Source organism: Kitasatospora sp. NPDC032757, assembly GCF_055579305.1.
In genome coordinates, this window is record NZ_JBVINN010000059.1 from 1 (window position 1) to 25,517 (window position 25,517).

Below are 25,517 nucleotides of genomic sequence, written 5' to 3' on the forward strand. Positions count from 1 at the left end.
GGTGGGTGACGGGCCCTCGGCCGCGCGTGCCGAAGTGGTGGGGTGGTGACCGGGTCGGGGGTGGCCCGCACCACAGCCCTCACGCCCGGCCCGCCGGCCGTCCACGCTCTGTGACGAATCGCGGCCCGGCGCGGTGCCCGACGGCGGCGATCCGCGGCCTCACACGTACGACGCCTCCGCCCCGGCGGGGACCGGGGCGGAGGCGGGACGGCCGGTGTCAGGCGAGCGCAGCCGCCTTGCGCAGCAGCACGGACCGTTCGCGGCTGTTGCGGCACAGGCGTGCGGCGAGCTCCAGCTCCGCCCGCGCCTCGGCGGTGCGGCCGAGCCGCGAGAGCAGCTCGCCGCGCACGCTCGGGAGCAGGTGGGAGCCGGAGAGGCGGCCGGAGGCGACGAGCCCGTCGACGAGCGCCAGCGCGTCCTGCGGCCCGGTCGCCATGGCCACGGCCACCGCCCGGTTGAGTTCCACGACGGGGGAGGGCGCGACCCGGCCGAGCGCCTCGTAGAGGAGCACGATCCGCTCCCAGTCGGTTTCCGGGACGGACGGGGCCTTGGCATGGCAGGCGGCGATCGCCGCCTGCAGGCCGTAGGGCCCCAGGCCGCGTCCGGTGGCCGTCGCCCGGTCGAGCGCCGCGAGGCCGCGGCGGACGGCGGAGCGGTCCCACCGGCGGCGGTCCTGGTCCTCCAGCAGGACGGGCTCGCCGTCGGGCCCGGTGCGCGCGGGGAACCGTGCGGCGGTGAGCTCGAACAGCGCGAGCAGCCCGAACACCTCCCCTTCGTCGGGCAGCAGCGCGGCCAGCGTCCGGGCCAGCCGGATCGCTTCGAAGGCGAGACCGGGGCGCAGCAGGTCGTCGCCGGTCGTCGCCGTCGAGCCCTCGGTGAAGATCACGTACAGCACGCTCAGGACGCCGCCGAGCCGTTCGCGCCGCTCCGCGGGCGGCGGGAGCTCGAACGGCACCGCGGCCGCGGCGATCGTCTTCTTCGCCCGGGTGATCCGTGCCTGGACGGTCGGCACGGGCACGAGAAACGCGCGGGCGATCTCCTCACTGGACAGGCCGGCGACCACGCGCAGGGTCAGCGCGGCGCGGGCCTCCGGCGAGAGCACCGGGTGGCAGGCCACGAACATCAACGCGAGGACGTCGTCCTCGATCCGGTCCGGGTCCCACGGCGGGTCGTCCGACCGGTCCGCAGCGGGCTCCGCGCCGGAGCTCGCCTCGCCCTCGCCGAGCCGGGCGGCGAGCGCGGCGTAGCGGTCGTCGAGGGCGGAGCGGCGGCGGAACTGGTCGATGGCGCGCCGCCGGGCGGTGGCCAGTAGCCAGCCCACGGGGCTGGCCGGCTCGCCGTCGCGCGCCCAGACGACGAGTGCCTGGGCCAGGGCCTCCTGGGCGACGTCCTCGGCGAGGTCGAAGTCCCCGGTGTAGCGGGTGAGTGCGCCGACGATCCGCGCGGACTCGATGCGCCAGAGGGCCTCGACGGCCCGCCGGGCCGATTCGGTGTCCGGCGGGCCGTCGGAGCGTGCGGGTGTCAGAGCTGGCCGGTCCGCTCGCGCCATGCCCGCTCCTTGACGATCCACTCGTTGTCCTGCGGGAACTCGTCGATCCCCGGCACCCGGCGGATCTCCACCTTCGTGCCCGGGAACGCCGGGAGGCGCTTGGCCCATTCGACGGCCTCCTCCTTCGAGGCCACGTCGAGGATGTAGTAGCCGCCGAACAGTTCCTTGGTCTCACCGTAGGGGCCGTCGGTGACAACGGGGGTCTCCCCGCTGAGATCGACCACCACGCCCTGCGAGGCGTCGTCCAGGCCCTCGGCCGCGACGAGCACGCCCGCCCGGATCAGCTCCTCGTTGTAGCGGCCCATCGTCGCGAGCATCTCGTCGAAGGGCGTCTCCATCATCTTCGCGACCGAGTCCTCGTTGCCTCGCATGATCAACATGTACTTCGCCATGGCTGGTCTCCTTCGTAGCGGGGCCGCTGTCCGACCCTCTCTCTATCTCAGGTCGAACGGGGCCGTCGCGGATCGACACGACGGAGAAAACCGAATCACCTTTCTTTCCCGTCCCCGGCGCCCCCGGTGGTGGGAGCGAGAGTGCGGCAGGGCGGCGGGGCGCCGGCGTGCGAGGTCGAGGGCGAGGTCGCAGCCCTGGGGCCGGGGGAGTCCGGGTCGGCGCGGCGAATTCCTGACACTCACTCAACTATCCTTATATGTACGGGGTTTACCGCTCATCGATCCGTGGGTACGGGTGCCGTCGCCCGTCCGGGGACAGGCCCCGGAAGCATTGGGGAAGGGGAGGTCTCCCGTATGCGCGGGAACCGAATGCGTGGGAACCGAATGCGGCGCATGCGCCGGCTCCGCGCCGGGGCGGCGGTGCTCCTGGCCGCCGTCGTCATGGTGCTCTGGGGGGTTCCGCAGGGGGCCCAGGCCGTGCCCGTCCGGGGCTACACGGGCTGGTCGATCCTCATGTGCAAGGTGTCGGACAACGCGTCCGAACCGCACAGCGCCGCCTGGCTGAGGAACTTCTTCACCGACTCCGGTGCCGGCACCGGCGGCATGTACGACTACTTCAACAGCGTCTCGGCCGGCGCGGTGCAGATCCGCAACTCCAACGCCGCCGGCTGGTACACGATGCCCTACACCCTCGCCCAGGAACAGGGCCGGGACAGGTGGACCCGCTTCCAGGACTGCGTCAACGCCGCGAGCGCCGGCGGGTACACCGTCCCCGCCGGGCACCGCACGATCGTCGTCACCAACGTCGGCATCGACTGGTGGGGTGCGGGCGGTGCGATCTACCTGGACGGCACCGGCCTCGGCTCGGTCTCGGTCGCCCACGAGATGCTGCACGGCTACGGGCTCGGGCACTCCTTCTCCAACGACACCAGCTACCGCAACGCCCCGTGGTCCGCGCCGGGGGAGTACGACGACCCGTGGGACGAGATGAGCGCCGCCAACGTCTACGGCTCGGGCACCGGCGGCACCTACGGCAACGCGCAACCGGTCGGCCTGGCCGGTTTCCAGCTCGACAAGCTCGGCTGGGTGGACCACAGCCGGGTGGCCGTCGCGCCGGCCGGCTGGAGCAGCTACACCCTCACCTCGTTCCAGAGCGATGACGGCTACCACCCGCAGTTGCTCCGGGTGCCGATCGGATCGGACCCGTTCCACTACTACACGGTGGAGTTCACCCGGAAGCTCGGCTACTCCGGGGGCATCCCGAACGACGTGGTGCTGATCCACGAGATCGTCAACGGGACGCCGTACCTGCAGCGCACCCTGGACGGCGGCGCCCGGCTCCCCGTCACCTCGCTGAACGCCAACGGGGACTCGATCGCGACCTCGGTCAGCGACGGCACCGCGAGCGTCACCGTCTACTCGGCCACCTCGGTCGCGATCTACGGGCCGAACACCTGCACCCCGGGGTACGTCTGGCGCGACGGCGACTACCGCGACTACGCCTGCGTGACCCCGGCGACCCGCAGCCAGACCACCGTCGACAACGCGGCCCGCTACAGCCGGTGGGTGTCCGGCCCCTACGGACCGCACACCTGCGTCTCCGGTTATGTCTGGCGGGAGGCCTGGCCGGGTGACGACGTCTGTGTGACTCCCGGCGTCCGCTCCCAGGCGTCGGCCGACAATGCGGCGACGCCGTCGCGCGTCCTGCATCCCTGATCCGCCGAGGACCGGCCCCCGGCGTCCCCTGTGTGGGCGCCGGGGGCCGTGCGGTGCCCGCCGGCCACGTCGCCGGTGCGGTGAGCGCGGCCCGGACCCGGCGGGCGCGGGGACGCCGGCCGAGGGGTGCGTGAAGCTCTCCGCCGAAGCCGTATCCGCGCGAGCGGTAGCCCCCGGCCCCCCGTCCGGACCGGCGGCCCCTGCCCGGAACGGCGGTGTCCACCGGCCTCCGATAGGCTCGTCAGTGTCCGCAGCGCGGTGACCTCCGGCAGCCGAAGGCCTGGCCTCCCGCGGGCGGACGGCAGGACGACGGGAGGACAGCCGATGTCCACTGACCCGGTCGCGCCGGGCCCGGCCGGAGCCGACGGCGGATACGGCGAGTCCCTCTTCGAGCCGTGGCAGCCCGGCGAGGGCGAGCGCATCGATCTCGGCTCCCTCGCCTACGACCACGTCACCCGGGCCCGGCTGCGTGCCCTCGGGGTCGGCCCCGGAGTGCGCTGCTGCGACGTGGGGGCCGGTACCGGCACCATCGCGCGCTGGCTGGCCACGGCCGCCGGGGCCGGCGAGGTCCTCGCCGTCGACCGGGACGTGCGCTTCATCGAGCCGTTCGCGGGCGGGGCGCTGCGGACGCTCACGGCCGACGTCTCCTCACCCGACTTCCACCCCGGGCGGTTCGACCTGGTGCACGCGCGCTTCGTGCTGATGCACCTGCCGGAGCGGCAGCGTGTCATGGCCCGCCTGCGGGACCTCCTCGCACCGGGCGGGTACCTGGTCCTCGGGGACGCCGTCGACCTCACCACGGCCGGCCCGCCCGACACCCCGTACCGGCTCGCGATGCGCGCGATGTGGCGGGCCCTGAGGACGTCCATCGGTACCGATGTCGCCTGGACGCCCGGCTATCCGCGGCTGCTGCGCGAGCTCGGGCTGTCCGAGGTCGGCGCGGAGGTGTACGTCCCGGCCCTGGTCGCGGACGCCCCGATCGCCGCGTTCTGGCTGGACACCTGGGACCGCTCCCGCGAGGCCATGCTCGCCACCGGGCTCATCGATGCCGAACTCCTCGACGAGGCCCGCGAGTCACTGGCCTCGGGCACCGCCGCCGACCTCTCTCCCGGCCTGGTCACCGCCTGGGGACGCCGGTCCTGAGGCGGCCGGTCGTCGGACGGGTGCGCGGGGTGGCCGGGCCGTTGCGGACGGGCCGTAAGCTGTGGGCCGGTCGAACAGGGGAGTGGTGGCATGGCTGGCTGGATCTGGGCGCTGATACCTGCGGTGATGATCGGCGGGGGTTGGATCGGCGACAACGTCCGGGGCGCGCTGAAGACGCGCCACGAGCGGAAGGTGGAGCTTCAGCAGGCCGCTGAACGGCGGCAGCTCGCACTCGACGCGGCGAAGCGGGCCCCGGAGCCCGTCTGCGGATGCACCCACCACCTGGCGAAGCACGACAAGCAGGGCAAGTGCCATGAGGCGGTCGAGGCACCCACGGCGTGGGACGCCGACCGCAAGCCCCTGCAGTTCGAGCCCCGGCAGTGCAACTGCCAACGGTACGTCGGCCCCGAGCCGCTGGGGACGGTCTTCGCACCGGAGATCGTCGACCCCCGCTGAGTACCACCCGGCCGGGCCCGCCCTCGCGGGCCCGTGTGCCGGCAGCTGACGACGGCCCCGGCGCTTCGGCGCCGGGGCCGCGGCCGTAGTGGGGGCAGGAGGTCCGGCCGGCCGTCCGGCTGTCGTGTGTCCGGCTCCAGCGCCGGGCCCTGACTTGAAATCACCGCATACCAGACAAAAGGGACGATTCGGTATGTCCGGGTGAGAAGTGTCACTTGTTTCGCGGGGCCGCCTCGGCAGGAGCGGGGCTGCCCCGGCCCGGCCCCGGTATAGACGGCCCGCGCGGTTGCCGCACGGGTCCCAAGGCCCGTCCGGTTCGGGACCAAGGACCCCAATCCGGTCGACCTTCGTCCTCGTGGGGACCGCTCCGGAGCGGGCAACCGTGGACGGTCGCCCGGTGTGTCCGGGTGACGGGGCCGCCCGCCCGGGCGGCCCCGACTTCTGCCGTCTACCAGGCGCACGGTGTGCGGGAGCACCGCCGTACGCCCCGGAGGACCCGAATTCCATGTCCCGAACCATCGACAACGCCCCGTATACCGGCTTCCATCGGAGACTGGCCCTGGCCTGCTCCGGTGGGCCCTTGCTGGACGGCTACATCCTGAGCATCGTCGGCGTGGCCCTGATCGGGATGCGTCCCGACCTCGGCCTCTCCACCGCCGAGGTCAGCCTGATCGGCGCCGCCGCCCTGGTCGGCATGTTCGTCGGTGGCGCGCTCTTCGGCGTGCTGACCGACAAGATCGGCCGGGAGGTGATGTACACCGCGGACCTGTTGGTGATGGTCGTCTGCTCCGTGCTCTCCTTCTGGGTCGACACGGTGTGGGCGATCGCCCTGCTGCGCTTCGTGCTCGGCATGGCGGTGGCCGCCGACTACCCGATCGCGACCTCGCTCCTCGCCGAGTGGCTGCCGTCCCGCCACCGCGGCCGACTGCTCGGTCAGCAGATCGTCGCCTGGTACGCCGGTTCCGTCCTCGCCTACCTGACGGGCTATCTGTTCCTGCGGTTCGGCGGGCAGGGCAGCTGGCGCTGGATGCTGGCCAGCTCCACCGTCCTGTGCGTGGTGTTCCTGGTGATCCGGCGCGGCTCGCCCGAGTCGCCGCGCTGGCTCGCCGCCCACGGGCGGGTCGGTGACGCGGTGCGCGTGGTCGAGAAGCACCTCGGTGTCCGGGTGGACGGCCGGGAGTTGATGCCCGATCCCGCCGAGGCCGGCCGCCCCGGCGGTCTGCGGCTGCTGATGACCCAGCCCTACCGGCGCCGCACGCTGTTCTGCGGCCTGTTCTTCCTCTGCCAGGTCGGCCCGCTCTTCGCGATGCTGACGTTCGGTCCGCAGATCCTCTCGTCCTTCGGCATGCCGGGCGGCACCGTGCTGGACACGCTCGGCACCGGTCTGGTGAGCCTGGTCTTCCTCCTGGGCTGCTTCCCGGCGCTGCGGCTGATCGACACCTGGGGCCGTCGGCCGGTGATCATCTGGTCGTTCGCCCTGATGATCGTTCCGCTCGCGCTGCTGGGCGTCTGGCCCGCCGCCCCCGCCGCGGTCGCCGTCATCGCGCTGTGCGCCTACGCGTTCCTGTGCGGTGGGCCCAACGTGCTCGACTGGACCTACCCGAACGAGCTCTTCCCGACCGAGATCCGGGCGACGGCGGTCGGTGTCGCGACCTCGGTGAGCCGGATCGGCGCGGCGGTCGGTACGTATCTGCTGCCCCTGTCGCTCAGCGGGCTCGGCACCGGGCCGACCATGCTGATCGCGGCCGGCACCACGGCCGTCGGCCTGCTGGTCTGCGTCCTGTGGGCCGAGGAGACGCGTGGGACCGCCCTGGGGGCGGCGGCCTCCGGCTCCCCGTCGGCCGCGCCGGCCCGGCGCACGCCCGAGCCGGTGAGCTGACGGCGGGCGCTCCGCGAAGCCCGTGGAGGCACGGCCGGCCCGGCCGTGCCTCCACGGCGCCCGCCGCCCGGCTCAGGCGACTGCTGGCAAATGGACCGCGGCCGCGTCGGCGGCGAGATCCCGGAGCGTGTACGCGGGCGCCTCGGGGCCGACGGTTGTCGACGCGCCGGGGTCGCGCAGGTCGTAGCGCACGACGTGACGTCCGCCGCGCGCGAGCGACTCGCAGAGCGCGTCGGGCCACGACAGCATGGTCGTGCCGCCCGCGCTTGAGCGAAGAGCAGGCCGATGACGATCCGGAAGAGGCCCAGTGCGTAGGGCTTCGCGTGATCAAGGTACTCGTCGATGGCTGGCATGTACAGACTCCTTTGATGGCGGGGGAAGCGGCGGAGCCATACGTTAGGGAAGGCTCCCCTGGCTGGCAGGGGTTTGTGGTTCGCATCAGAACCGGTCGCGGGCCGATCAAACGGCCAGGCCAGGCCCATCTTGTGAGTGAGCATCAGGAGTTGGGTGCGATCGGCATCCCCTTCGAGACCCCGGGTTCGGACACGTCTTGTTAGGTGAGCCTTTCCTGTCCTATGGTCTGCTGGGCCGGGGGTCGCCTGGCTTCCTCGCATAACCATGCCCTCATGGGAGAACTCACTGTGCCCGGACCCAGGCAATCCGTTACCGCTGCTCTCGTCCCGCCCGTCACAGCTCGCATACCGGTCCTGGACCCGGTCGTCAGGTGAAGGGCAACCGGCTGATCCTCGACTCGGGACTGACCGCGCTGGCCCCGGCGGTCTGGGGCAGCACCTACCTGGTGACCACCGAACTGCTGCCTCCCGACCGGCCGCTCCTGGCCTCCACGGTGCGGGCGCTGCCTGCCGGGCTGGTGCTGCTCGCGATCGGCCGGGTCATGCCGCGCGGGGTGTGGTGGTGGCGCGCCCTGGTGCTGGGTGTGCTGAACATCGGCGCTTTCTTCTACCTCCTGTTCGTCGCCGCCTACCACCTGCCCGGCGGTGTGGCGGCACTGGTGGTGGCGGTCCAGCCGATGCTGGTCCTGCTGCTGGCGGCGATGCTGCTGAAGGACCGGATCCAGCCGGTGCAGGTCGCGGCCTGCGTGCTCGGCGTGCTGGGCGTGGCGCTCCTGGTCCTGCGACCGCAGGCGGGGCTCGACACCGTCGGTGTCCTGGCCGGACTGGGCGGCGCGGTCTGCATGGCGTCCGGCATCGTGCTCACCAAGCGCTGGGGCCGTCCGGCAGGCGTGAGCGTACTGACCTTCACCGGCTGGCAGTTGACCGTCGGTGGCCTCGTCCTGCTGCCGGCCACGCTGATCGCCGAAGGCCTTCCCGCCGCGATCACCGGCACCAACATCGCCGGGTTCACCTACCTGAGCGTCATCGGAGCCCTGATCGCCTACGCGCTCTGGTTCCGCGGCATCGAGCGGCTGCCGGCGCTCGGGGTGTCGATCCTGGGCTTCGGCAGCCCGCTGGCCGCCACGATCCTCGGCTACGCCGTCCTGGGCCAGGCCCTGTCAGCACCGCAGCTAGCCGGAGCCGTGGCCGTCGTCGCTGCGGTCGTCCTGGCCCAGCCCAGGCGGAAGCCGGAGATCCAGGCGCCGGCCGAAGACCCTGTCGTACAAACGCTTTAGTCATACAGCAACACCAGGGGGAACCATGAAAACCACCCAGTCCATTCGGACGGGCAGTCGCAGACACGGCACTCAGCTGGGCGGCTGCCTGCCCGACCTGCTGGCTGAGCAGGCGGAGGCCCGGCCCGAGGCCGTCGCGGTCGTCAGCGGCGACCAGCGCCTCAGCTACCGCGAACTCGACCGGCGCAGCGGTGAACTGGCCCGCTACCTGCGCCACCTGGGCGTGGGTGCGGATGACTGCGTGGGCCTGTACATCGAGCCCTCCGTGGAGCTGGTGACGGGGGCCTGGGGAATCCTCTACGCCGGTGCGGCCTATCTGCCGCTTTCCCCGGAGTACCCCGACGACCGGCTGCGCTACATGATCGACGACAGCCGTACCTGCATCATCGTCACCCAGCCCCACCTGCGGGAACGCCTCTCCCGGCTGGCGCCGCGAGGGACGACGGTCATCACCCCGGCGGACGCGGAGTCCATGCCCGACGAGGGCCCGACGGGTCCGACTGCGCTGCGCCCGGACGGTCTCGCCTACGTCATCTACACCTCGGGCAGCACCGGCCGGCCGAAAGGTGTGATGATCGAGCACCGCAGCGTCGTCTCCCAGCTGCGCTGGATGCACGCCTGCGGGCACCTGGGCAAGGGCACCACGGTGCTGCAGAAGACGCCGATGAGCTTCGACGCCGCGCAGTGGGAGATCCTGGCCCCGGCCGTGGGGGCCAGGGTCGTGATGGGCGCGCCGGGCGTCTACCGGGATCCCGAGGCGCTGATCGCCACCATCGTCGAGCACGGGGTGAGCACGCTGCAGTGCGTGCCCACGCTGCTCCAGGCACTGCTGGACACGGAGGACCTGCACCGCTGCACCAGCCTCGCGCGGGTGTTCTCCGGGGGAGAGGCGCTCTCGCGACAGCTCGCCCGGTCCTTCTGCGACGAGCTCCCGTGGGCGTCGCTGGTCAACCTGTACGGGCCGACCGAGTGCACCATCAACGCGACCGCGTACCTGGTCGACCCGGAGGAGATCGGGGAGGGCGCCGGTTCGATCCCGATCGGAGTGCCCGTCGACAACACCCAGTGCTACATCCTCGACGCCGACCTGGCGCCGGTGGACATCGGGGAAACCGGCGAACTGTACATCGGCGGCGTCCAGTTGGCCCGCGGCTACCTCCACCGGCCCGACCAGACCCGGGAGCGGTTCGTCCCCTCGCCGTTCGTCCCGACGGAACGGTTGTACCGGACAGGGGACTTGGCGTACTGGAACCCGGACGGGACGATCCAGTTCTCCGGCCGGACGGACAACCAGGTGAAGCTGCGCGGCTACCGGGTCGAGCTGGACGAGATCGCCCTCGCGATCGAGGAGCACGCCTGGGTCAGGCGGGCCGCGGTGATCGTCACCGACGACCAGCGGACCGGCTTCCAGAACCTGGTGGCGTGCATCGAGCTGAACCCGAAGGAAGCGGCCCTGATGGACCAGGGCAACCACGGCGGACACCACCAGTCCAAGGCGAGCAAGCTCCAGGTGAAGGCGCAGCTCTCCAACCCGGGCCTGCGCGACCCCGAGGAGCTCGACGGCCGGCCGGTGGTGGAGCTGCCCGGCCGGGAGGAGACGCAGCGCCAGCGGCGGGAGACCTTCGCCCGCAAGACCTACCGCTTCTACGAGGGCGGGGAGGTCGGCCGGGACGACATCATCGAGCTGCTCGCCCCGCGCCCGGCAGGCGGACCCTCCCGCGCCCTCGACGACCTAACGTTCGCCGAACTCGGCGAGATCCTGCGGTGGTTCGGCCAGTACCACAGCGACGAGCGGCTGCTGCCGAAGTACGCGTACGCCTCGCCCGGCGCGCTGTACGCGACGCAGCTGTACCTGGAGACCGCCGGCGTGGCCGGCCTGGCCGCGGGCGTGTACTACTACCACCCCGCCGATCACACCCTGGTGCGTACCGGCCCGGCCGGGTTGCACGTCGGCGCGCACCTGTCGGTGCACTTCGTCGGCAAGCGGCGGGCGATCGAGCCGGTGTACGCCAACAACATCCAGGAGGTCCTGGAGTTCGAAGCCGGCCACATGGTGGGCCTGTTCGAGGAGGTGCTGCCCGAGTACGGGCTCGGCATCCGCCCCCTGGCCCACCTCCGGTCCGTCCGGAACAGCCTGGACGTCGCCGACGAGGACCACTACCTGGGGACCTTCGGGATCCACCCGGGTGACGGCACGCCGCGAGCCGCCTCCACCGAGATCTACGTCCAGGCGCACCCGGGGCGGGTGACTGGCCTCCCCGCCGGTCAGTACCGCTACGTGGACGGCGAGTTGGAGCGGATCTCGGACGAGCTGGTGCTGTGCAAGGACGTCATCGCCATCAACCAGAAGGTGTACGAGCGGGCGAGTTTCGGCATCACCGCCGTCAGCCGGGCGGACGAGCCGTGGTTGGAGTACATCAGCCTGGGGGCGACCCTGCACCACCTGCAGCGCAACGGCCTCGGCCTGGGGTTCATGTCCTCGGGCTACAGCTCGAAGACCGGCCACCCGCTGCCGGCGGCGCGGCGCATCGACGCCGTCCTGGCCGCGTGCGGGATCGGATCGGGCGCGTCGTATTTCTGCCTCGGCGGCAGGGTCAGCGAGGAGCAGATCCGCAGCGAGGGCATGTACGAGGACACGGTCCACATGAAGGGCCCGGCCGAGATCGTCAAGGACGAGCTGGCCGCGCTGCTGCCCGACTACATGATCCCGAACCGGGTGCTCGTCCTGGACGAGCTGCCACTGACCGCGAACGGCAAGGTCGACGGCAAGGCCCTCGCCGCCTCGGAGCAGGTGCGGTCCGCGGACACCGGCGGCCCGTTCGTCGCCCCCGTGACGCGGCACGAGCGGTGGCTGGCCGAGGCGTGGGGCAAGGCGCTGAAGTACGACGAGGTGTCGGTCGAGGACGAGTTCTTCGCGTCCGGCGGGAACTCGCTGACCGCCGTCGCCCTGGTCAACCGGATCAACCGGGAGTTCGGGACCAGGCTGCCGCTCCAGGTCGTGTTCGAGTGCCCGAAGCTGGTCGATCTGGCGGCACGGATCGGCCGGGACACCGGGGAGCCGTCCTCCCGGCTGGTGCCCCTCCAGCACGCGGACTCCGGCCGGAACGCGGACTCCGGCGGCCCGGTGTTCTGCTGGCCGGGGCTCGGCGGTTATCCGATGAACCTGCGCCTGCTGGGGCGTGAGGCGGGCGCCGGCAAGCCCTTCTACGGGGTGCAGGCGCACGGGATCAACGCCGGCGAGCGGCCGTACCCGACGATCCGGGAGATGGCCGCGGCCGACATCGCCGAGATCCGGCGGGTGCAGCCGACGGGGCCGTACACGCTCTGGGGCTACTCCTTCGGCGCCCGGGTCGCGTTCGAGGCGGCCTGGCAGCTGGAGCAGTCCGGGGAGACGGTGGCGGACCTGCTGCTGATCTGCCCTGGCAACCCGAAGGTCCGCCAGGCCGACGGGGAGCGCCACGGCCGGGAGGCGTCGTACCGCAACCCGGCGTACGTGACGATCCTGTTCTCCGTCTTCACCGGGTCCATCAGCGGGCCCGAACTGGAGCAGTGCCTGCGGGCGGTGGCGGACGAGGACGGCTTCGTCGCCGTCGTGAACGGCCTGCTCCCCTCACTGGACGAGGAGTTGATCCGGCGGATCACCCGGATTGTGGGGGAGACGTACGAGTTCGAGTACAGCTTCCGCGAGCTGGCCGAGCGGCACCTGAGTGCTCCGGTGACCATCTTCAAGGCAGCGGGGGACGACTACTCGTTCATCGAGGGCAGCTCCGGCTACTCGGCCGCACCCCCGACCGTGGTCGAACTCCACGGGGACCACTACAGCGTGCTGAGGGAGCACGGCATCGCCGAACTCGCGGCGGCGATCCACACCCGCCCCGGCGTCTGAGCCCTCGCCGCCTGCTGACGTCGGAACCCAGCGCGGCAGGTGCGGGCCGGGGGCGCAGCTGATCAAGGTGCCGAGCCATCGCAACGAGTGAATTGGAGAGCACGCTTCGTCGGCAGGGAGTAGGCGGAGCCCGGCCGGGCTGTCATCGGCTCACGGCGCGGCCGGGGTCCGCGGGGCCGCGGCCGCGGCGGTGCCGGCCGCTTCGAGACCGTCATGCCGTGCGGCGTTTGCACCCGCACCGTGCGGGCCGTTTCCTGGAAGGAGGGCAGGCCGTCCCTGCGAGCAGGAGGAGAGGACGCCATGCGGGGTGACCAGGAGGTTGTCGAGTTCCTCAACGAGCAGCTGACCGCGGAGTTGACTGCGATCAACCAGTACTTCCTGCACGCCAAGATGCAGGAGAGCTACGGCTGGGTGACGCTCGCCGAGCACACTCGGCACGAGTCCTTCGAGGAGATGAAGCACGCCGAGACACTCACCGACCGGATCCTCTTCCTGGACGGGCTGCCGAACTACCAGCGGCTCTTCCACGTCCGGATCGGCCAGAGCGTCAAGGAGATGTTCGAGGCGGACCGCCAGGTGGAGGCCGAGGCGATCGACCGGCTGCGGCGCGGCATCGTGGCGATGCGCGCCAAGAACGACGTCACCTCGGCGAACATCTTCGAGGCCATCCTGGCCGATGAGGAGGGGCACATCGACTACCTCGACACCCAGCTCGAACTGCTGGAGAAGCTCGGGGAGCCGCTCTACCTGGCGCAGCTGATCGAGCAGCCGCAGAGCTGATCGCGGTTCCCGGGCTGCGGGCCGGGGCGGTTCGGGCCGGGGCGGTTCGGGCCGGGCGTCACACGCCGGCGGCGATGACCACGGCGTCGGTGGCGAAGCCGATCAGCAGGCCTGCCAGGATCATCCAGGTGATCAGCTCCTTCATGCCGGCGCGCCGGGCCACGGCGAGGAGCTCGATGATCACGTAGAGGATGGACCCCGCGGCGAGTCCGAGGAAGGCTATGCCGAGGGTTTCGTTGACCACCTGCTGGCCGATGAGAGTGCCGACGAAGGTGGGGCCGCCGCCGATCAGGCCGAGCAGCGCGAGGAAGCCCCAGGAGGGGCGTTCGCCCTCGGCGGCGAGTGGGGCGACGATGCCGAAGCCCTCGGTCGCGTTGTGCAGCCCGAAGCCGATGACCAGCAGGAGGGCGAGGGAGATTTCGCCCTCGGCGGCGGAGTTGCCGATGGCCAGGCCCTCGGCGATGTTGTGCAGTCCGATGCCGGTGGCGATCATCAGGGCGAGGTTCGCGGCTCGGGAGCGGGCCTGCGGGCCCAGCTCCTCGGTCACGGCCGACGCCCCCGGTCCCTTGGACAGCCGGGTGGGCGGCGCTCGGCGGCGGGCCATCCACCGGTCGTAGTACACGAGGCCGAGCAGTCCGACGGCGAGACCGGCGGCGAACACCAGGCCGCCCTTGGCGGCGGTGAGCCAGTGATGGTCACTGAGCGCGGCGTCGGTCGGCTCCCAGGCGGCGGTGAGGACGTCCCAGAGCAGGAAGAGCAGGATGCCGACGGCGACCGCGTTGAGACCGGCTCGCAAGCGCGGGGCGGGGCGGCGCAGGCGCCCGATCGGGAGGCCGAGGTAGATGGTGAAGCCTGCGATGGCACCGAGGAGGGCGATCTGCGGACCGGACATGGCGGGCTCCGAGGAAGCGCGGCGGCGGGGCCGGGTTGCTGATAAGGCTTACCTAACAAGCCTTGCCCGATCCGATCCCGGCCGCATCCCGGCCGCATCCCGGGTGGGCCGGCAGGCGGTGGGCGGCGCGGTCGTGCCGGTGCCGGCGCCGTCCTGTCAGTGCTGGCTGTTGAGGAAGCCGATCACGACGGCGCCCCACCAGCAGGTCTGGGAGACGAGCCCGGTGGTGGCGCCCCAGGCCAGCAGGCGCGGGGTGAGCGGGGTGGGTCCGTGCTGGGCCATGCGTCTGTTCAGGAGCCCGGCCTGGAGGCCGTTGACGGTGAGGAGGAGGACCAGGGCGAGCTTGACGCAGGTGATGGGGGAGGACAGGTCGGGCTCCAGCATCACGCCGCTGACGATGAGCCCGCCGAGCCCGGCCCAGATCGGCAGGTGCAGGCGCGAGGTGGCGCCGAGGGTCTCGTGCAGGCTGCACCGTCGGGTCATCCAGAGCAGCCCGTAGTAGTCGGCAACGAGGACGGCGCCGAAGCCGAGGACGAGTGAGGCCAGGTGGACGAAGAGAGCCGCCGTGTGCAGAGCCGGGTCGACGTTGATGTGCGCCGCGATCCACGTGCACGCCGTCAGGGTGGGAGCCTGCGGACATGCCAGAGCTCCGAGAACATGCAAGCCGTCACTACGCCTTGCCCGACAACGCCTGGGCCGTGGAACTGAGCGAGGCCGTACCCCTGCCGGCCGCGTGGGCCGGGATCCCGATCGCCATGAGTCACCTGCCCGGAGTTGCCTTCCTGGCGGCGTTCGTCCCCGACGAGGATCCGACTCTGGAGCCGAACGTCCACATCCACAGCCATGACGAGCGCGTCATCCCCTACAAGATCATGCGCTGGTTCATGGAGCAGGTCACCGAGCAGGTCGAACGCGCCCGCGTCGAGCACGTCTTGGCCCGGATGAAGACCTGGAAGATCCTGCGCGACTGCCGCCTCAAGAGCGATGGCGTCCACCACGCCATGCTCGGCATCGCCCACCTCTGCAACCTCCTCCAGGCTGCGTAGTCCGGTCTGCCACCGCTGGGCGAGACCCGCCTGCCGCCGTCGAAGATCAATTGCGGGACGGCCCTGAGCCGTCCGCCGCGGCTACGTCAGGGCTGCCAGGTACGTGAGCACCTCCTCGCGGGCAGCTGCCGGGGCGACGAGGGCGACGTGGTTGTCCGGCCGGACGAGGACGAGGGCGTCGCCGGTGATTCCGTAGGCCCGGCGGGCTTCGCCGTCGGGGTCGTCGAGCGCTACCGGCCGGACGTGGCCGGGCAGTTCGGTGAGTGCGGGGCGGGCGCCCGGACCGAAGCCGAGCAGTGTGAAGTGGTCGCCGGAGAAGTGCTCGAAGAGCCGGGCCGGCTCGCCGTCGGGGTCGGGGTCCGGGCCGGGGCAGGGGGCGTCCGGTGCCCGGTCGCCGGCCTGGAGCGGGCCGGCGGCGCGTCCGGTGGCGAGCCGGCCCCACCGGTAGCCGAGCGAGAGGCCGGTGAGGTCGCCGACCCGGCCGGCTTCCACGCCGATGCCGGGGGTGCTGATGCCGTCGATGACGGCGGTCATGCCGGCGCTGGTGACGTCGAGGGTCCAGGCGGCGATCGGCAGGCGTTCCTCCTGGTAGGTGTCCAGCAGGGCCGGAGCGGCGAGACCGCGCAGTACGTACCCGAGCTTCCACGCGAGGTTCCAGGCGTCCTGGATGCCGGTGTTCATGCCGAGCCCGCCCGCGGTGGGGTGGACGTGCGCGCAGTCGCCGGCCAGGAAGACCCGCCCCCGGCGGTACTGTTCGGCCATCCGGACGTTGACCCGCCAGGTGGAGAGCCAGGTGGCGTTGGTGAGCCTGAGGTCCTGCCGGCCGGTGTGCAGGGCGGCCAGCCGCTGGAAGCTCTCCAGCGACGGGGCGAGCGCCCGGCCGTCGGCGTCCGTCTCCGGGCTCGCCTGCAGCTGCCAGCGGCGGCTGCCCTCGAACGGGCAGAGCATGAACACGCCCTGCGGCCCGAACCACTGGTGCCAGGCGCCCGGATCCAGCCCCTCGACCTCGACGTCGCCGCAGACCATCACCGACTCCGGGTCGCCTTCCCCGACGAACGGTATGCCCAGCAGCTTGCGCACCGTGGAGCGGCCGCCGTCGCAGGCGACGAGGTACTCGGCGGTGATCCGCCCGCCGTCGGCGAGACGCACCTCCACCCCTTCGCCGTTCTGCGTGAAGTCCACCAGTTCGGTGGCGAGTTCGACCGTCACCCCGTACTCGGCGAGCCGCTCGCGGAGCAGGCGCTCCACCCGCGTCTGCGGCAGCCACAGGCTCGCCGGGTACGGGACGGCGGCGCTGGGGCGGGCGCCGGCGAACGGTTCGGTCTCGTTGACGAACTCGCCGGCGAAGTACTTGCGGAACGGCAGGTGGGTGCGGCCCGCGGCCGCCAGCCCCTCGCCGAGGCCCAGGTCGGCGAGGACCTCCAGGCTGCGCGGGTTGAGCGTCTTGCCGCGCGAGCCGGTGTGGAATGCGGCTGCCCTCTCGATGACACGGACCGCGACGCCCTGCCGCGCCAGTCCGCACGCCAGGGTCAGTCCGGTCGGCCCCGCCCCCACGATCACCACGGTCGTCATGTGTGTGTCCGCCCTTCCGGCTTGTCGGTACACACCATGGAACAGCAACCGAGTAAGAAATGCAACCGAGTAACAAATGTCTCCGGGTTATGATCTGGGCATGAGTCCGAGTGAGCCAGACACGGGTCTGCGGACCCTCAAGAAGCAGCGCACCCGGCAGACCATCGCCGGCGTGGCCATCGCCCTGTTCCTCGACCGGGGGTTCGACCAGGTCTCGGTGGCCGAGATCGCCGCCGCCGCCGAGGTTTCCAAGCCCACCCTCTTCCGCTACTTCGGGAGCAAGGAGGAGCTGGTCCTGCACCGATTCGCCGACCACCTCGGCGAGGCCGCGCGGGTCGTGCGCGACCGCGAGGCCGGTCTCACCCCGCTGGACGCCCTGGAACGCCACCACCTTGATCGTCTGGCGGCCCGCGACCCCAACACCGGGCTGACCGATGACCCCGAGGTGCTGGCCTTCCTCCGGCTGGTCTACGAAACCCCCAGCCTCTCGTTCCACCTGCTCGACTATCTCGACGCCGACGCCCGCGCGCTCACCGAGGCGCTGGACCCGGACGGGAACGTGGCCGCCCGGCTGGTCGCCGCCCAGTACTCGGCGGTGCGCCAGGTCCTCGCCCGGTCCACCTGGACCAGGCTCGCCGAAGGGCAGGACATCGGCGACGTCGCGCCGAAGGCCGTCGCGGAGACGGCCGAGGCGTTCGCCCTGCTGCGCGACGGCGCCGCCGGCCACGGATTCTGAGCCGGCTGCCGGCCCCGGGTCGTTGTGGCCCGCCCGCGCGCCGGCCCCGACCCCGGGTCGTTGCGGCCCTGCCCGCGCCCCGGCCCCGGCCGGCCCTGCCCCGGGCCGTTGCGGCGCGTCGTCCTGGGAGCGGGGGTGCGGGGAGGCCGGCCGGCGGGGCGGTCGCCCCAGCGTGCGTATCGGGTCGTGATCAATGAGCATCGCAGCTTGCGGGGCGGGCGGCCGTCCGGGGTGCGGGGCCCGGCGGTCCGCGGCTGCGCCGTGCGGGCGCGAGTGACCGGAGGCGATGCCGGAGGCACGCAGCCGGGGCCCGGGGATCCCGGCTGCGTGCCCGCCGGGGTGGTGTGTCAGACCATGGCGAGCCGGTCCACCAGCAGCTCCACCCTGCGCTCGGTGTCCTCCGGCGGGAGCCGTCGCGCCCGGGTCAGGGTCGCCAGTCCGTGCAGGGCCGCCCAGAACACCTCGGTGAACAGTCCCGGGTGGACGCCGTCCCCGGCGACCTCGCCGAGGCTTTCCAGCAGGGCGGCGAAGGCGTCCTTCAGCGGTTCGGGGGTGTCCTCCTGTGCGAACGCCAGGCCGCCGTCGAGCTGGAACATCGCGTCGTAGACCGCCGGGTTGCGTCCGGCGAAGTCGAGGTAGGTGCGGGCGAGGGCGGTGACCCGGTCGCGAGGGCCGTCCGCGGCGGAGGCCGCGGCCCGCAGCGCCGCGGCCATCTCGGCGGCGCCGTCGAGGGCGACGGCGCCGATGATCTCGCGTTTTCCGCGGAAGTGGCTGTAGAGGACGGGCTGACTGTATTCGATGCGCTCGGCGAGCCGACGGGTGGTGACCGCGTCCCAGCCCTGCTGCTCGGCGAGTTCGCGGGCCGTCGCCACGATGAGGCGTTCACGCTCCGCCCGTTCGCGTTCCTTGCGTTCCTGTACTGACATGGTTCGATTCTAGCACCGCTAGACAATCAAGCGGCAGCAGTACTAACGTTGCCTTGTCATCTAGCAGCGCTAGATCCCAGGAGGGATCATCATGCTCAACGCACTCGAGGTCTTCACCACCGTGGTCGTCGGCGTGATGGTGGGGGTGGAGTTCTCCGTCGCCTTCGTCATCAACCCGATCCTCTACGGCCTCCCGGACGACAGCTGCCTGAGCGCCCGTGCCCACGGGGGGCGGATGCTCGGCGCCGTGATGCCGGTCTGGTACATCACCTCGCTCGTCCTCGTCGCGGTCTGTGCCGTCGCCGGACGGCACCACCACGGCACCGGCCTCGCCGTCACCGCCGGCGCACTGCTGGCCGTCAGCGTGATCATGTCGGTCGTGCTGCTCGTCCCGATCAACAACCGGAGCAAGACGTGGACCGCTGAGAACCGGCCCGCCGACTGGAAGCAGCAGTCGAAGCGCTGGGACCGCTTCCACTACGCCCGCGTCGCCGTCCTCATCGCCGCCTTCGCCGTGCTGGTCGCCGCCCTCGCCTGAGCCCGCAGGCCGACACCGGGCCCGGTGGCGCACGATCCCCGCTCCCCGGGCGGCAGCGGGTCACCGACATCCCGGCATCGGGGACTGCAGCCGCCGCCGAGAGCCCGCACCTGCGATCCCGGCCAAGCCTGCGGCCCCCCGCTACTGCCCGCCGGCCCTGAGCCGCCGGACCACGCCCTCGAGCTACCGGCGTTGGGATGGAGTCGAAGGCTGGGGCGGCCTGGAGCCACCCATCGGCAGCAAACGCAACGTCTTTGCTTTAGTGCGCCGAAGGGCCTATGGTCGCCTAAAGCAAACCGTTGGCTTTTGGTGGGGCGCGCTCCGCTGCTCACCTCCTGTCGGGAAGGACACCCATGTCAACGCCTCTGACCGCGGTCGAACTCACGCCGCCGGAGGCGGCCCGCTGGGCCGCCCGGACCGGGCTTGAGCTGCCCGCCGACCGTCATGCCGCGATCGCGGCAACCGCGAACCACATCCACGCCGTCGTCGGGATTCTGCGGGAGCTGGACTTCGGGGACACCGCGCCCGCCGGCGCCTTCCGTGCGGGGGAGGGGGCGCACGATGCAGCCGTATGAGCTTTCCGTGGCCGCCGCGGCGGATGCGATCCACGCCCGGCAGTTGTCCCCGGTCGAGCTGGTGGACTCGGTCCTCGGCCGTATCGCGAAGGTGGAGCCGCTCCTCGACGCCTACGTGGCGGTCGGCGCGGAGCAGGCGCGCGAGGCGGCGGCTCAGGCCGAGCGAGATCAGGCGCACGGCCGCCACCGGGGGCCCTTGCACGGTATCCCGATGGGCCTCAAGGATCTGATCGATGTCGCCGGCTGGGCCACCACGGCCAGTTCCCGGGTGCGCTCCGGTCACCGCGCGGAGGCCGACAGCACGGTCGCCGCACGCCTGTCGGCGGCCGGCGCGGTCCTGCTCGGCAAGACGCACACCCACGAGTTCGCCTTCGGCCTGACCACCCCGCAGACCAGGAACGCCTGGGACCGCGGCCGGATCGCCGGCGGATCGAGCGGCGGGTCCGCCGTCGCCGTCGCCGCGGGTGCGGCGGCCTTCTCCCTGGGCACCGACACCGGCGGCTCGATCCGGGTGCCCGCCGCGCTCAACGGGGTCGTCGGCCTCAAGCCCACCTACGGTCTCGTTCCTCGTCACGGCGTCACTTCCCTGTCCTGGTCCTTGGACCACGTCGGCCCGATCACCCGCACCGTCGAGGATGCGGCTCTGGTCCTGACCGCACTGACCGGGCACGACGCGCGCGACCCCGCTTCAGTGGTCACCCCGGTCGTGGACTACGGGCCGGGCCCGGGTACGGATCTGACGGGGCTGCGGGTAGGCCTGCCTCGCAACTACTACTTCGACCACCTCGACGCGCAGGTGGAGGCCGCCGTGCGGCGTGCCATCGGGCAGTTGGAAGAGCTCGGCGCGCGGCTCGTCGAGATCGACATCCCGATGACCCGCTACATCCAGCCCACCCAGTGGGGACTGATGGTGCCGGAGGCCACCGCCTACCACGAGCGCACCCTGCGCACGGTGCCCGAGCTGTACCAGGCGGACGTCCGCGTCCTCCTCGAGGCCGGCGAGCTGATGGCCGCCGGGGACTACCTTCGCGCCCAGCGCTCCCGGACCCTGATGCGTCAGGAGTGGGCGGGCATCCTGAAGACGGTCGACGTGATCGCCGCCCCGACGGTCCCGATGACGGCGGCAGCGGCCGACCAGACGACGATCACCTGGCCCGACGGCACGGTCGAAGGGGTCTCGGATGCCCTCGTGCGGCTGTCCGCCCCGGCCAACATCACCGGGGTTCCCGCGCTGTCCCTCCCGGTCGGCCACGACTCGGCGGGCCTGCCGATCGGGATGCAGCTGCTCGGCCGACCCTTCGGTGAGCGCACGCTGCTGCGGGTCGGTCATGCCTACGAGCAGTCACAGCCGGTTCGGGAACTCGCCCCGGTGGCCTGAGCACGGTGCGCGGGCGGGCGTGCGGGCCGGGTGGAACCCGCCGGCCCGGACCATGGGCCGTCCGCCTCCGACGCGGACCCCTAAACGCAACGATGATGCTTTAATGCTGCAGTCGCATCTGGGGGTTGTGGCCTCGGCGCTTGTCGTGGGAGCGGCGGGCCAGGACCCAGTGCCCGAAACCGTCCTCCCGCACCGGTCGGATCGCGACAGGGGCCCAGTCGTAGATCCGCTCGTGCCGATCTGGAAATCTTCCGTCTGATCGACAGTCAGCTCATCGCCGCGCACTCATACCAGCGACGCCGAGCGCCATCGGTAACGACAGATGCGGTTGCGTTACTCGGGGTGGTAGAGCCCACGGGCGCGGGCGGAGTCGAGGGGCCCGTCCTCGTCCAGGGACAGGAAGTGCTCCAGCTGCCAGGCCTGTGCGCTGCCGGCCTGGCGGTTGGTGGTGGTCACCCAGGGCGGGTAGACGCGGAAGGCGCGTTTCCCGCCGGCACCGTCCGCCGACACGACACCGTGCCGGCGGAGCGCGTCCATGGGAAGGACGAACTGGCCGAAGTGGTGACCGTCGCGGCTGCTGACGACGAAGAGGTCGACGGGGTCCGCGGCGTCGTAGGGCTGGATGGGCCCGCCGGGGGACCTCTTCCACACGGTGACGAACTGTCCGGCCTTGGTGGGGGTCGTCTTCGCCGCGCGGAACCGGACGGAGCGGCCGTCGAGGGTGAACTCGTGGGCGGCGTACTCCGCGCTCTCGGCTTCGGGCACCGGCTGCGAGCAGATGAACCCGCAGGGGTCGTAGACCAGCGTCTTCGCCGCCAGGAGATCGCTGTGGGCCGCGGTGGTGTCCGACCACGGGGTGAAGCCGTCGGGTCGGAGAGCGGGTGAGTGGTCGCGGTCGGTCGTCATCCGTCCACCCTGTCACGGGTGCTCGGAGGATCGTCGGCCGCCACCCGGGCCGTGGCTCCGTCGAGGCGTTCCGAGGGCCCGCCCACCGGAGACGGTCACGCACCGGGACGGGTCGGTTCGGGCGCCGGCGCGGCCCGGTGCAGCAGGTAGATCCCGGAGGCGGCGGCGAGGACGGCCATGCAGGCCGTGAACACCAGGCCGGCGTCTGCCAGGCCGAGCGCTTCGCTGAGCAGGCCGACCCCGATGACCGGGATGGAGATGCCGAAGTAGGCGACCACGAAGAGCATCGAGAGGGCGCCGCCGCGGCGCTCGGCGGGAGCGACGGCCGCGACCTCGCCCACGGCTCCGCGCAGGCCCATGCCCTGGCCCGCGCCGCCCACCAGGGCGCTGAGCACCAGCGGCGGCAGGGTGGTCCACGCGAGCGAGGCGGCCAGCAGGGCCAGTCCGGCGATCAGCACCAGGCAGCCCAGCGGGATCGCCCGCGCGGTGCCCAGCCGGGGCACCAGGAGCTGGCCGAGGGTGGAGGCGAAGAAGGCCGCGAAGACGATGAGGCCGACGACCGCGCGGTTGTGGATGCCCAGGCTCTGGGCCAGGAAGGCGGGGCTGACCGAGGTGAACAGACCCAGCAGGGCGAAGCCGGCGAAGGCGGCGATCCCCGCCGGGACGAACACCCCGCGGACCTCCGCCGGCAGGGAGGGCCGCTGCGGACGGGCGGTGCGCAGCGGGCGGGCCCCGGCGACCGTCTCCGGCAGGAACCAGGTCACCGTGAACGACGCGGCGACCAGCACGAGGTGGACGACGAACGGCAGGACGAGGGGATCGGGAGCGTACTCGGAGAGCAGCCCCGACATCAGCGGCCCGCAGCCCAGGCCGCCCATGTTGGCGGCGGTCGCGACGAAGCCGGCGCGGGCCCGGCGCGCGGGCGGGGCGAGCTCCAGTACGTACGCGGTGGCGGTGCCGGTGAACAGGCCTGCCGACAGGCCGGACAACAGCCGGCCCAGGCAGAGCAGCGGCAGGCCCCCCTCGGCGAGGAAGGCGACGGCGCTGCAGGCCGCGAGTGCCAGCCCGCAGAGCAGGACGGGCCGGCGTCCGACGGAGTCGGAGACGTTGCCGACGAGCAGCAGGACGCCGATGACTCCGAAGGCGTAGACGGCGAACACGACCGTCACCATGAGCTCGGAGAAGCCGATCTCCTGCTGGTAGAGCCCGTACAGCGGGGTGGGCAGGGTGGTGCCCGCCATGCAGACGGCGAAGGCGGCGGCGGCTCCGAGGTAGCCCGACCGGCCGGCGGCAGTCCGACCGGCCCGACGATCAGTCATCCGCCCACGGTAGGCGCCCGGCGCCGCCGGGCCGGGGCCCGGCAGGGTCGTGCTGCGCCGGATGGCCGTCATCCGCCACCTGAGGAGCGCTCCCAGCCGGCGCGGCACCACGGCACGAGCACCGCCGGCGGCCGGCCGGCAACGTGCGCCGGGCACCGGACGGCGTGGGTCCGGGCGGGGAGCGGTCGGTGGTGCACCCGACACGCCGCCGACCGGCGGAACACGGCCCGACACTCCGGGGGCGCGCCTACTGTCGCCCTCGCCCATCCAGGGATATTTGCTGACAGAAGCGGAGAACCTCCATGAAGCGTCGCACCACGTGGTTGCCGGTCCTGCTCGCCGCCGTCGGAATCGCCGTCGTGCCGACCGTCGCCAGCGCAGACGTCGTCTCCGGCGGCAACCACGGGACGGTGATCGTCGGCAACGACAATCAGGTCGCCGGCTACGACGTCATCAACGCCGGAAACGATGCCACCGTCGGCTCCTACAACGGTTCGGGGGCCGTGGCGGGCGGCGCCTTGGATGCCGCCCAGGCCGCGGGAGGCAACTACGGCACGGTCATCGTCGGCGACGGCAACCAGGTCGCCGGGGACGACATCATCAACGCCGGAAACGACGCCACCGTCGGCTCCTACAACGGCGCCTCCGGCACGGCGGCGATGACCACCGACGCGCTGCGTCCGAGCGCGGCCTGAGACACGGGCCGCCGCGGCGGGGTGACGGCGCTCCGCCGCGGCGCCCGGACGGTGCGGGCCTCCGGCCGCCGCCGGCGGGCCCGCCCCGGCTCCCGGGCCGGCACCTGCATCCCCGGAGCCCCGCCGCACCCGCACCGGTCCCGGCGGCACCGGCCGCCCCCTGCCACGGGAGGTGCCCGACCGGGTCGCCTCCCACCTCAGTGCGTTCGTCGCCCGTCTCGAGGAGGACCCCTGCCATGACCACCGTTGCCGCCTACGCCGCGCCCGCCGCGAAGGCCCCGCTGGAGCGGACGACCATCGAGCGTCGCGCGGTCGGGGAGCACGACGTACTGATCGACATCGCGTTCGTCGGCATCTGCCACTCCGACATCCACCAGGCCCGCGCGGGCTGGGGCGAGGCCATCTTCCCGATGGTGCCCGGCCACGAGATCGCGGGCGTCGTCTCCGAGGCCGGCCCCGGCGTGACGAAGTTCAGGGCCGGCGACCGGGTGGGCGTCGGCTGCATGGTCGAGACCTGCCGCGAGTGCGACAACTGCAGGGCGGGCCTGGAGCAGTACTGCGCCAAGGGCCCGGTCTGGACGTACAACGCCGTCGGCAAGGACGGGCGGCCCACCTACGGCGGCTACTCGCAGAAGGTCGTCGTCGACGAGAACTACGTCGTGCACATCCCGGACGGCCTCTCCCTGGACGTGGCCGCCCCGCTGATGTGCGCCGGCATCACCACCTACTCGCCGCTGCGGCACTGGAAGGCCGGCCCCGGTAAGAAGGTCGCGATCGTCGGCCTCGGCGGTCTCGGCCACGTCGGGGTGAAGATCGCCCACGCGCTCGGTGCCGAGGTCACCGTCCTGTCGCAGTCCCTGCGCAAGAAGGACGACGGCCTGAGGCTGGGCGCCGACCACTACCACGCCACCAGTGACCCGAAGACCTTCGAGGAGCTGGCAGGCAGGTTCGACATCATCCTCAACACCGTCTCCGCCCCGCTCGACTTCGCCGCCTACATGTCGTTGCTGGGCACGGACGGGACCATGGTGAACCTCGGACTCCCGGAGGAGCCGGTGCAGATCGAGCTCCAGGCGATGTCCGGCAACCGCCGCAGCATGAGCAGCTCGGGCATCGGCGGCATCGCCGAGACCCAGGAGATGCTGGACTTCTGCGCCGAGCACGGGGTGGGCGCCGAGATCGAGCTGATCCGTGCGGACGAGATCAACGGCGCCTACGAGCGGGTTCGCGCGAGCGACGTGCGCTACCGCTTCGTCATCGACACGGCCACCATCTGACGGCGAGCCCGAGGGCACGTCACCGGGAGTTGGGGAGCCCGCCGGCCGCAGCGACCCGGTACGGGCGGCGGCGGAGACGCCGACAGCCGACGATCCGCCCCGGCCGGGCCGGAGCGGATCGGATGGGGCGGATCGGAAGGTCGGATCGGTGGGGTGCGGGGCGCCGGAACCTCCCAGCCCCGGCACGCCGGGCGGTCGGCCGGGTGCGGGACCCGGCCGACTCCCA

At 72.1% G+C, this 25,517-nt stretch carries 22 protein-coding genes and 1 pseudogene; 14 read left to right on the forward strand and 9 right to left on the reverse strand.

Annotated features, from left to right (window positions below):
- Positions 1-217: 217 nt before the first annotated feature.
- Together ACZ5WK_RS37305 and ACZ5WK_RS37310 are read right to left on the reverse strand one after the other, a co-directional pair.
- Positions 218-1,549 carry an RNA polymerase sigma factor gene (locus ACZ5WK_RS37305; protein WP_465554523.1) on the reverse strand — a complete coding sequence of 444 codons (1,332 nt, stop codon included), beginning with the start codon at positions 1,547-1,549 and terminating at the stop codon, positions 218-220.
- Positions 1,522-1,941: a YciI family protein gene (locus ACZ5WK_RS37310; protein WP_465554525.1), complete on the reverse strand. Its 420-nt coding sequence runs from the start codon at positions 1,939-1,941 to the stop codon at positions 1,522-1,524. The genes ACZ5WK_RS37305 and ACZ5WK_RS37310 overlap by 28 nt, the downstream gene beginning before the upstream one ends.
- Before the next feature lie 393 nt (positions 1,942-2,334).
- On the opposite strand from ACZ5WK_RS37310, the gene ACZ5WK_RS37315 reads away from it, so the two are divergent.
- The 4 genes from ACZ5WK_RS37315 to ACZ5WK_RS37330 all read left to right on the forward strand — a co-directional run bounded on the left by ACZ5WK_RS37315 (position 2,335) and on the right by ACZ5WK_RS37330 (position 7,135).
- Complete coding sequence (locus tag ACZ5WK_RS37315) at positions 2,335-3,657, forward strand: metallopeptidase domain-containing protein (protein ID WP_465554527.1); 1,323 nt, start codon at positions 2,335-2,337, stop codon at positions 3,655-3,657.
- 324 nt (positions 3,658-3,981) lie between these two features.
- A complete protein-coding gene (locus ACZ5WK_RS37320) occupies positions 3,982-4,800 on the forward strand; it encodes a class I SAM-dependent methyltransferase (RefSeq protein ID WP_465554529.1) in 819 nt (272 codons plus the stop codon).
- Between the two features lie 90 nt (positions 4,801-4,890).
- Entirely contained in the window at positions 4,891-5,256 is a 366-nt protein-coding gene (locus tag ACZ5WK_RS37325) for a hypothetical protein (protein ID WP_465554531.1), read from the forward strand.
- Positions 5,257-5,761: 505 nt separating this feature from the next.
- Positions 5,762-7,135, forward strand: coding sequence for an MFS transporter (locus ACZ5WK_RS37330; RefSeq protein WP_465554533.1), 1,374 nt, complete (start codon positions 5,762-5,764; stop codon positions 7,133-7,135).
- A gap of 72 nt (positions 7,136-7,207) precedes the next feature.
- On the opposite strand, the gene ACZ5WK_RS37335 is transcribed toward ACZ5WK_RS37330, so the two are convergent.
- Positions 7,208-7,384: a hypothetical protein gene (locus ACZ5WK_RS37335; protein WP_465554535.1), complete on the reverse strand. Its 177-nt coding sequence runs from the start codon at positions 7,382-7,384 to the stop codon at positions 7,208-7,210.
- Between the two features lie 475 nt (positions 7,385-7,859).
- Between ACZ5WK_RS37335 and ACZ5WK_RS37340 the strand changes: the two genes are divergently transcribed.
- From ACZ5WK_RS37340 to bfr, 3 genes are all read left to right on the forward strand, one after another.
- Positions 7,860-8,765, forward strand: a complete 906-nt coding sequence (locus ACZ5WK_RS37340; protein WP_465554537.1) for an EamA family transporter — start codon at positions 7,860-7,862, stop codon at positions 8,763-8,765.
- A gap of 25 nt (positions 8,766-8,790) precedes the next feature.
- Positions 8,791-12,651 (forward strand): amino acid adenylation domain-containing protein, encoded by a 3,861-nt coding sequence (locus ACZ5WK_RS37345; RefSeq protein WP_465554539.1) that lies wholly within the window; start codon positions 8,791-8,793, stop codon positions 12,649-12,651.
- Between the two features lie 300 nt (positions 12,652-12,951).
- Positions 12,952-13,431: a bacterioferritin gene (gene bfr / locus ACZ5WK_RS37350; protein WP_465554541.1), complete on the forward strand. Its 480-nt coding sequence runs from the start codon at positions 12,952-12,954 to the stop codon at positions 13,429-13,431.
- A 58-nt stretch (positions 13,432-13,489) separates the two neighbouring features.
- Here bfr and ACZ5WK_RS37355 read toward each other — a convergent pair whose 3' ends face one another.
- Together ACZ5WK_RS37355 and ACZ5WK_RS37360 are read right to left on the reverse strand one after the other, a co-directional pair.
- Positions 13,490-14,323 carry a ZIP family metal transporter gene (locus ACZ5WK_RS37355; RefSeq protein WP_465554543.1) on the reverse strand — a complete coding sequence of 278 codons (834 nt, stop codon included), beginning with the start codon at positions 14,321-14,323 and terminating at the stop codon, positions 13,490-13,492.
- A gap of 156 nt (positions 14,324-14,479) precedes the next feature.
- Complete coding sequence (locus tag ACZ5WK_RS37360) at positions 14,480-14,986, reverse strand: hypothetical protein (protein WP_465554545.1); 507 nt, start codon at positions 14,984-14,986, stop codon at positions 14,480-14,482.
- A 248-nt stretch (positions 14,987-15,234) separates the two neighbouring features.
- Between ACZ5WK_RS37360 and ACZ5WK_RS37365 the strand changes: the two are divergent.
- Positions 15,235-15,369 (forward strand): annotated as a pseudogene (locus ACZ5WK_RS37365) (IS5/IS1182 family transposase); the annotation flags it as partial.
- Between the two features lie 81 nt (positions 15,370-15,450).
- Here ACZ5WK_RS37365 and ACZ5WK_RS37370 read toward each other — a convergent pair.
- Positions 15,451-16,941 (reverse strand): FAD-dependent monooxygenase, encoded by a 1,491-nt coding sequence (locus tag ACZ5WK_RS37370; protein ID WP_465554547.1) that lies wholly within the window; start codon positions 16,939-16,941, stop codon positions 15,451-15,453.
- Positions 16,942-17,041: 100 nt separating this feature from the next.
- Between ACZ5WK_RS37370 and ACZ5WK_RS37375 the strand changes: the two genes are divergently transcribed.
- Complete coding sequence (locus ACZ5WK_RS37375; RefSeq protein ID WP_465554549.1) at positions 17,042-17,677, forward strand: TetR family transcriptional regulator; 636 nt, start codon at positions 17,042-17,044, stop codon at positions 17,675-17,677.
- 347 nt (positions 17,678-18,024) lie between these two features.
- Here ACZ5WK_RS37375 and ACZ5WK_RS37380 read toward each other — a convergent pair whose 3' ends face one another.
- On the reverse strand, positions 18,025-18,603 hold the full coding sequence (locus tag ACZ5WK_RS37380; protein WP_465554551.1) for a TetR/AcrR family transcriptional regulator: 579 nt from the start codon (positions 18,601-18,603) through the stop codon (positions 18,025-18,027).
- 91 nt (positions 18,604-18,694) lie between these two features.
- Between ACZ5WK_RS37380 and ACZ5WK_RS37385 the strand changes: the two genes are divergently transcribed.
- The 3 genes from ACZ5WK_RS37385 (at position 18,695) to ACZ5WK_RS37395 (ending at position 21,094) form a co-directional block, all read left to right on the forward strand.
- On the forward strand, positions 18,695-19,141 hold the full coding sequence (locus ACZ5WK_RS37385; RefSeq protein WP_465554553.1) for an anthrone oxygenase family protein: 447 nt from the start codon (positions 18,695-18,697) through the stop codon (positions 19,139-19,141).
- Positions 19,142-19,506: 365 nt separating this feature from the next.
- Positions 19,507-19,716, forward strand: a complete 210-nt coding sequence (locus ACZ5WK_RS37390; RefSeq protein ID WP_465554594.1) for a hypothetical protein — start codon at positions 19,507-19,509, stop codon at positions 19,714-19,716.
- Positions 19,703-21,094, forward strand: a complete 1,392-nt coding sequence (locus ACZ5WK_RS37395; RefSeq protein WP_465554555.1) for an amidase — start codon at positions 19,703-19,705, stop codon at positions 21,092-21,094. Before ACZ5WK_RS37390 ends, ACZ5WK_RS37395 begins: the two co-directional genes overlap by 14 nt.
- 333 nt (positions 21,095-21,427) lie before the next feature.
- Here ACZ5WK_RS37395 and ACZ5WK_RS37400 read toward each other — a convergent pair whose 3' ends face one another.
- Both ACZ5WK_RS37400 and ACZ5WK_RS37405 read right to left on the reverse strand, forming a co-directional pair.
- Complete coding sequence (locus tag ACZ5WK_RS37400; protein ID WP_465554557.1) at positions 21,428-22,000, reverse strand: MepB family protein; 573 nt, start codon at positions 21,998-22,000, stop codon at positions 21,428-21,430.
- A 95-nt stretch (positions 22,001-22,095) separates the two neighbouring features.
- Entirely contained in the window at positions 22,096-23,319 is a 1,224-nt protein-coding gene (locus ACZ5WK_RS37405; protein WP_465554559.1) for an MFS transporter, read from the reverse strand.
- Positions 23,320-23,621: 302 nt separating this feature from the next.
- Here ACZ5WK_RS37405 and ACZ5WK_RS37410 point away from each other — a divergent pair, with 302 nt between their 5' ends.
- Together ACZ5WK_RS37410 and ACZ5WK_RS37415 are read left to right on the forward strand one after the other, a co-directional pair.
- Entirely contained in the window at positions 23,622-24,014 is a 393-nt protein-coding gene (locus ACZ5WK_RS37410; protein WP_465554561.1) for a hypothetical protein, read from the forward strand.
- A gap of 236 nt (positions 24,015-24,250) precedes the next feature.
- Positions 24,251-25,291: an NAD(P)-dependent alcohol dehydrogenase gene (locus ACZ5WK_RS37415; protein WP_465554563.1), complete on the forward strand. Its 1,041-nt coding sequence runs from the start codon at positions 24,251-24,253 to the stop codon at positions 25,289-25,291.
- Positions 25,292-25,517 lie beyond the last annotated feature (226 nt).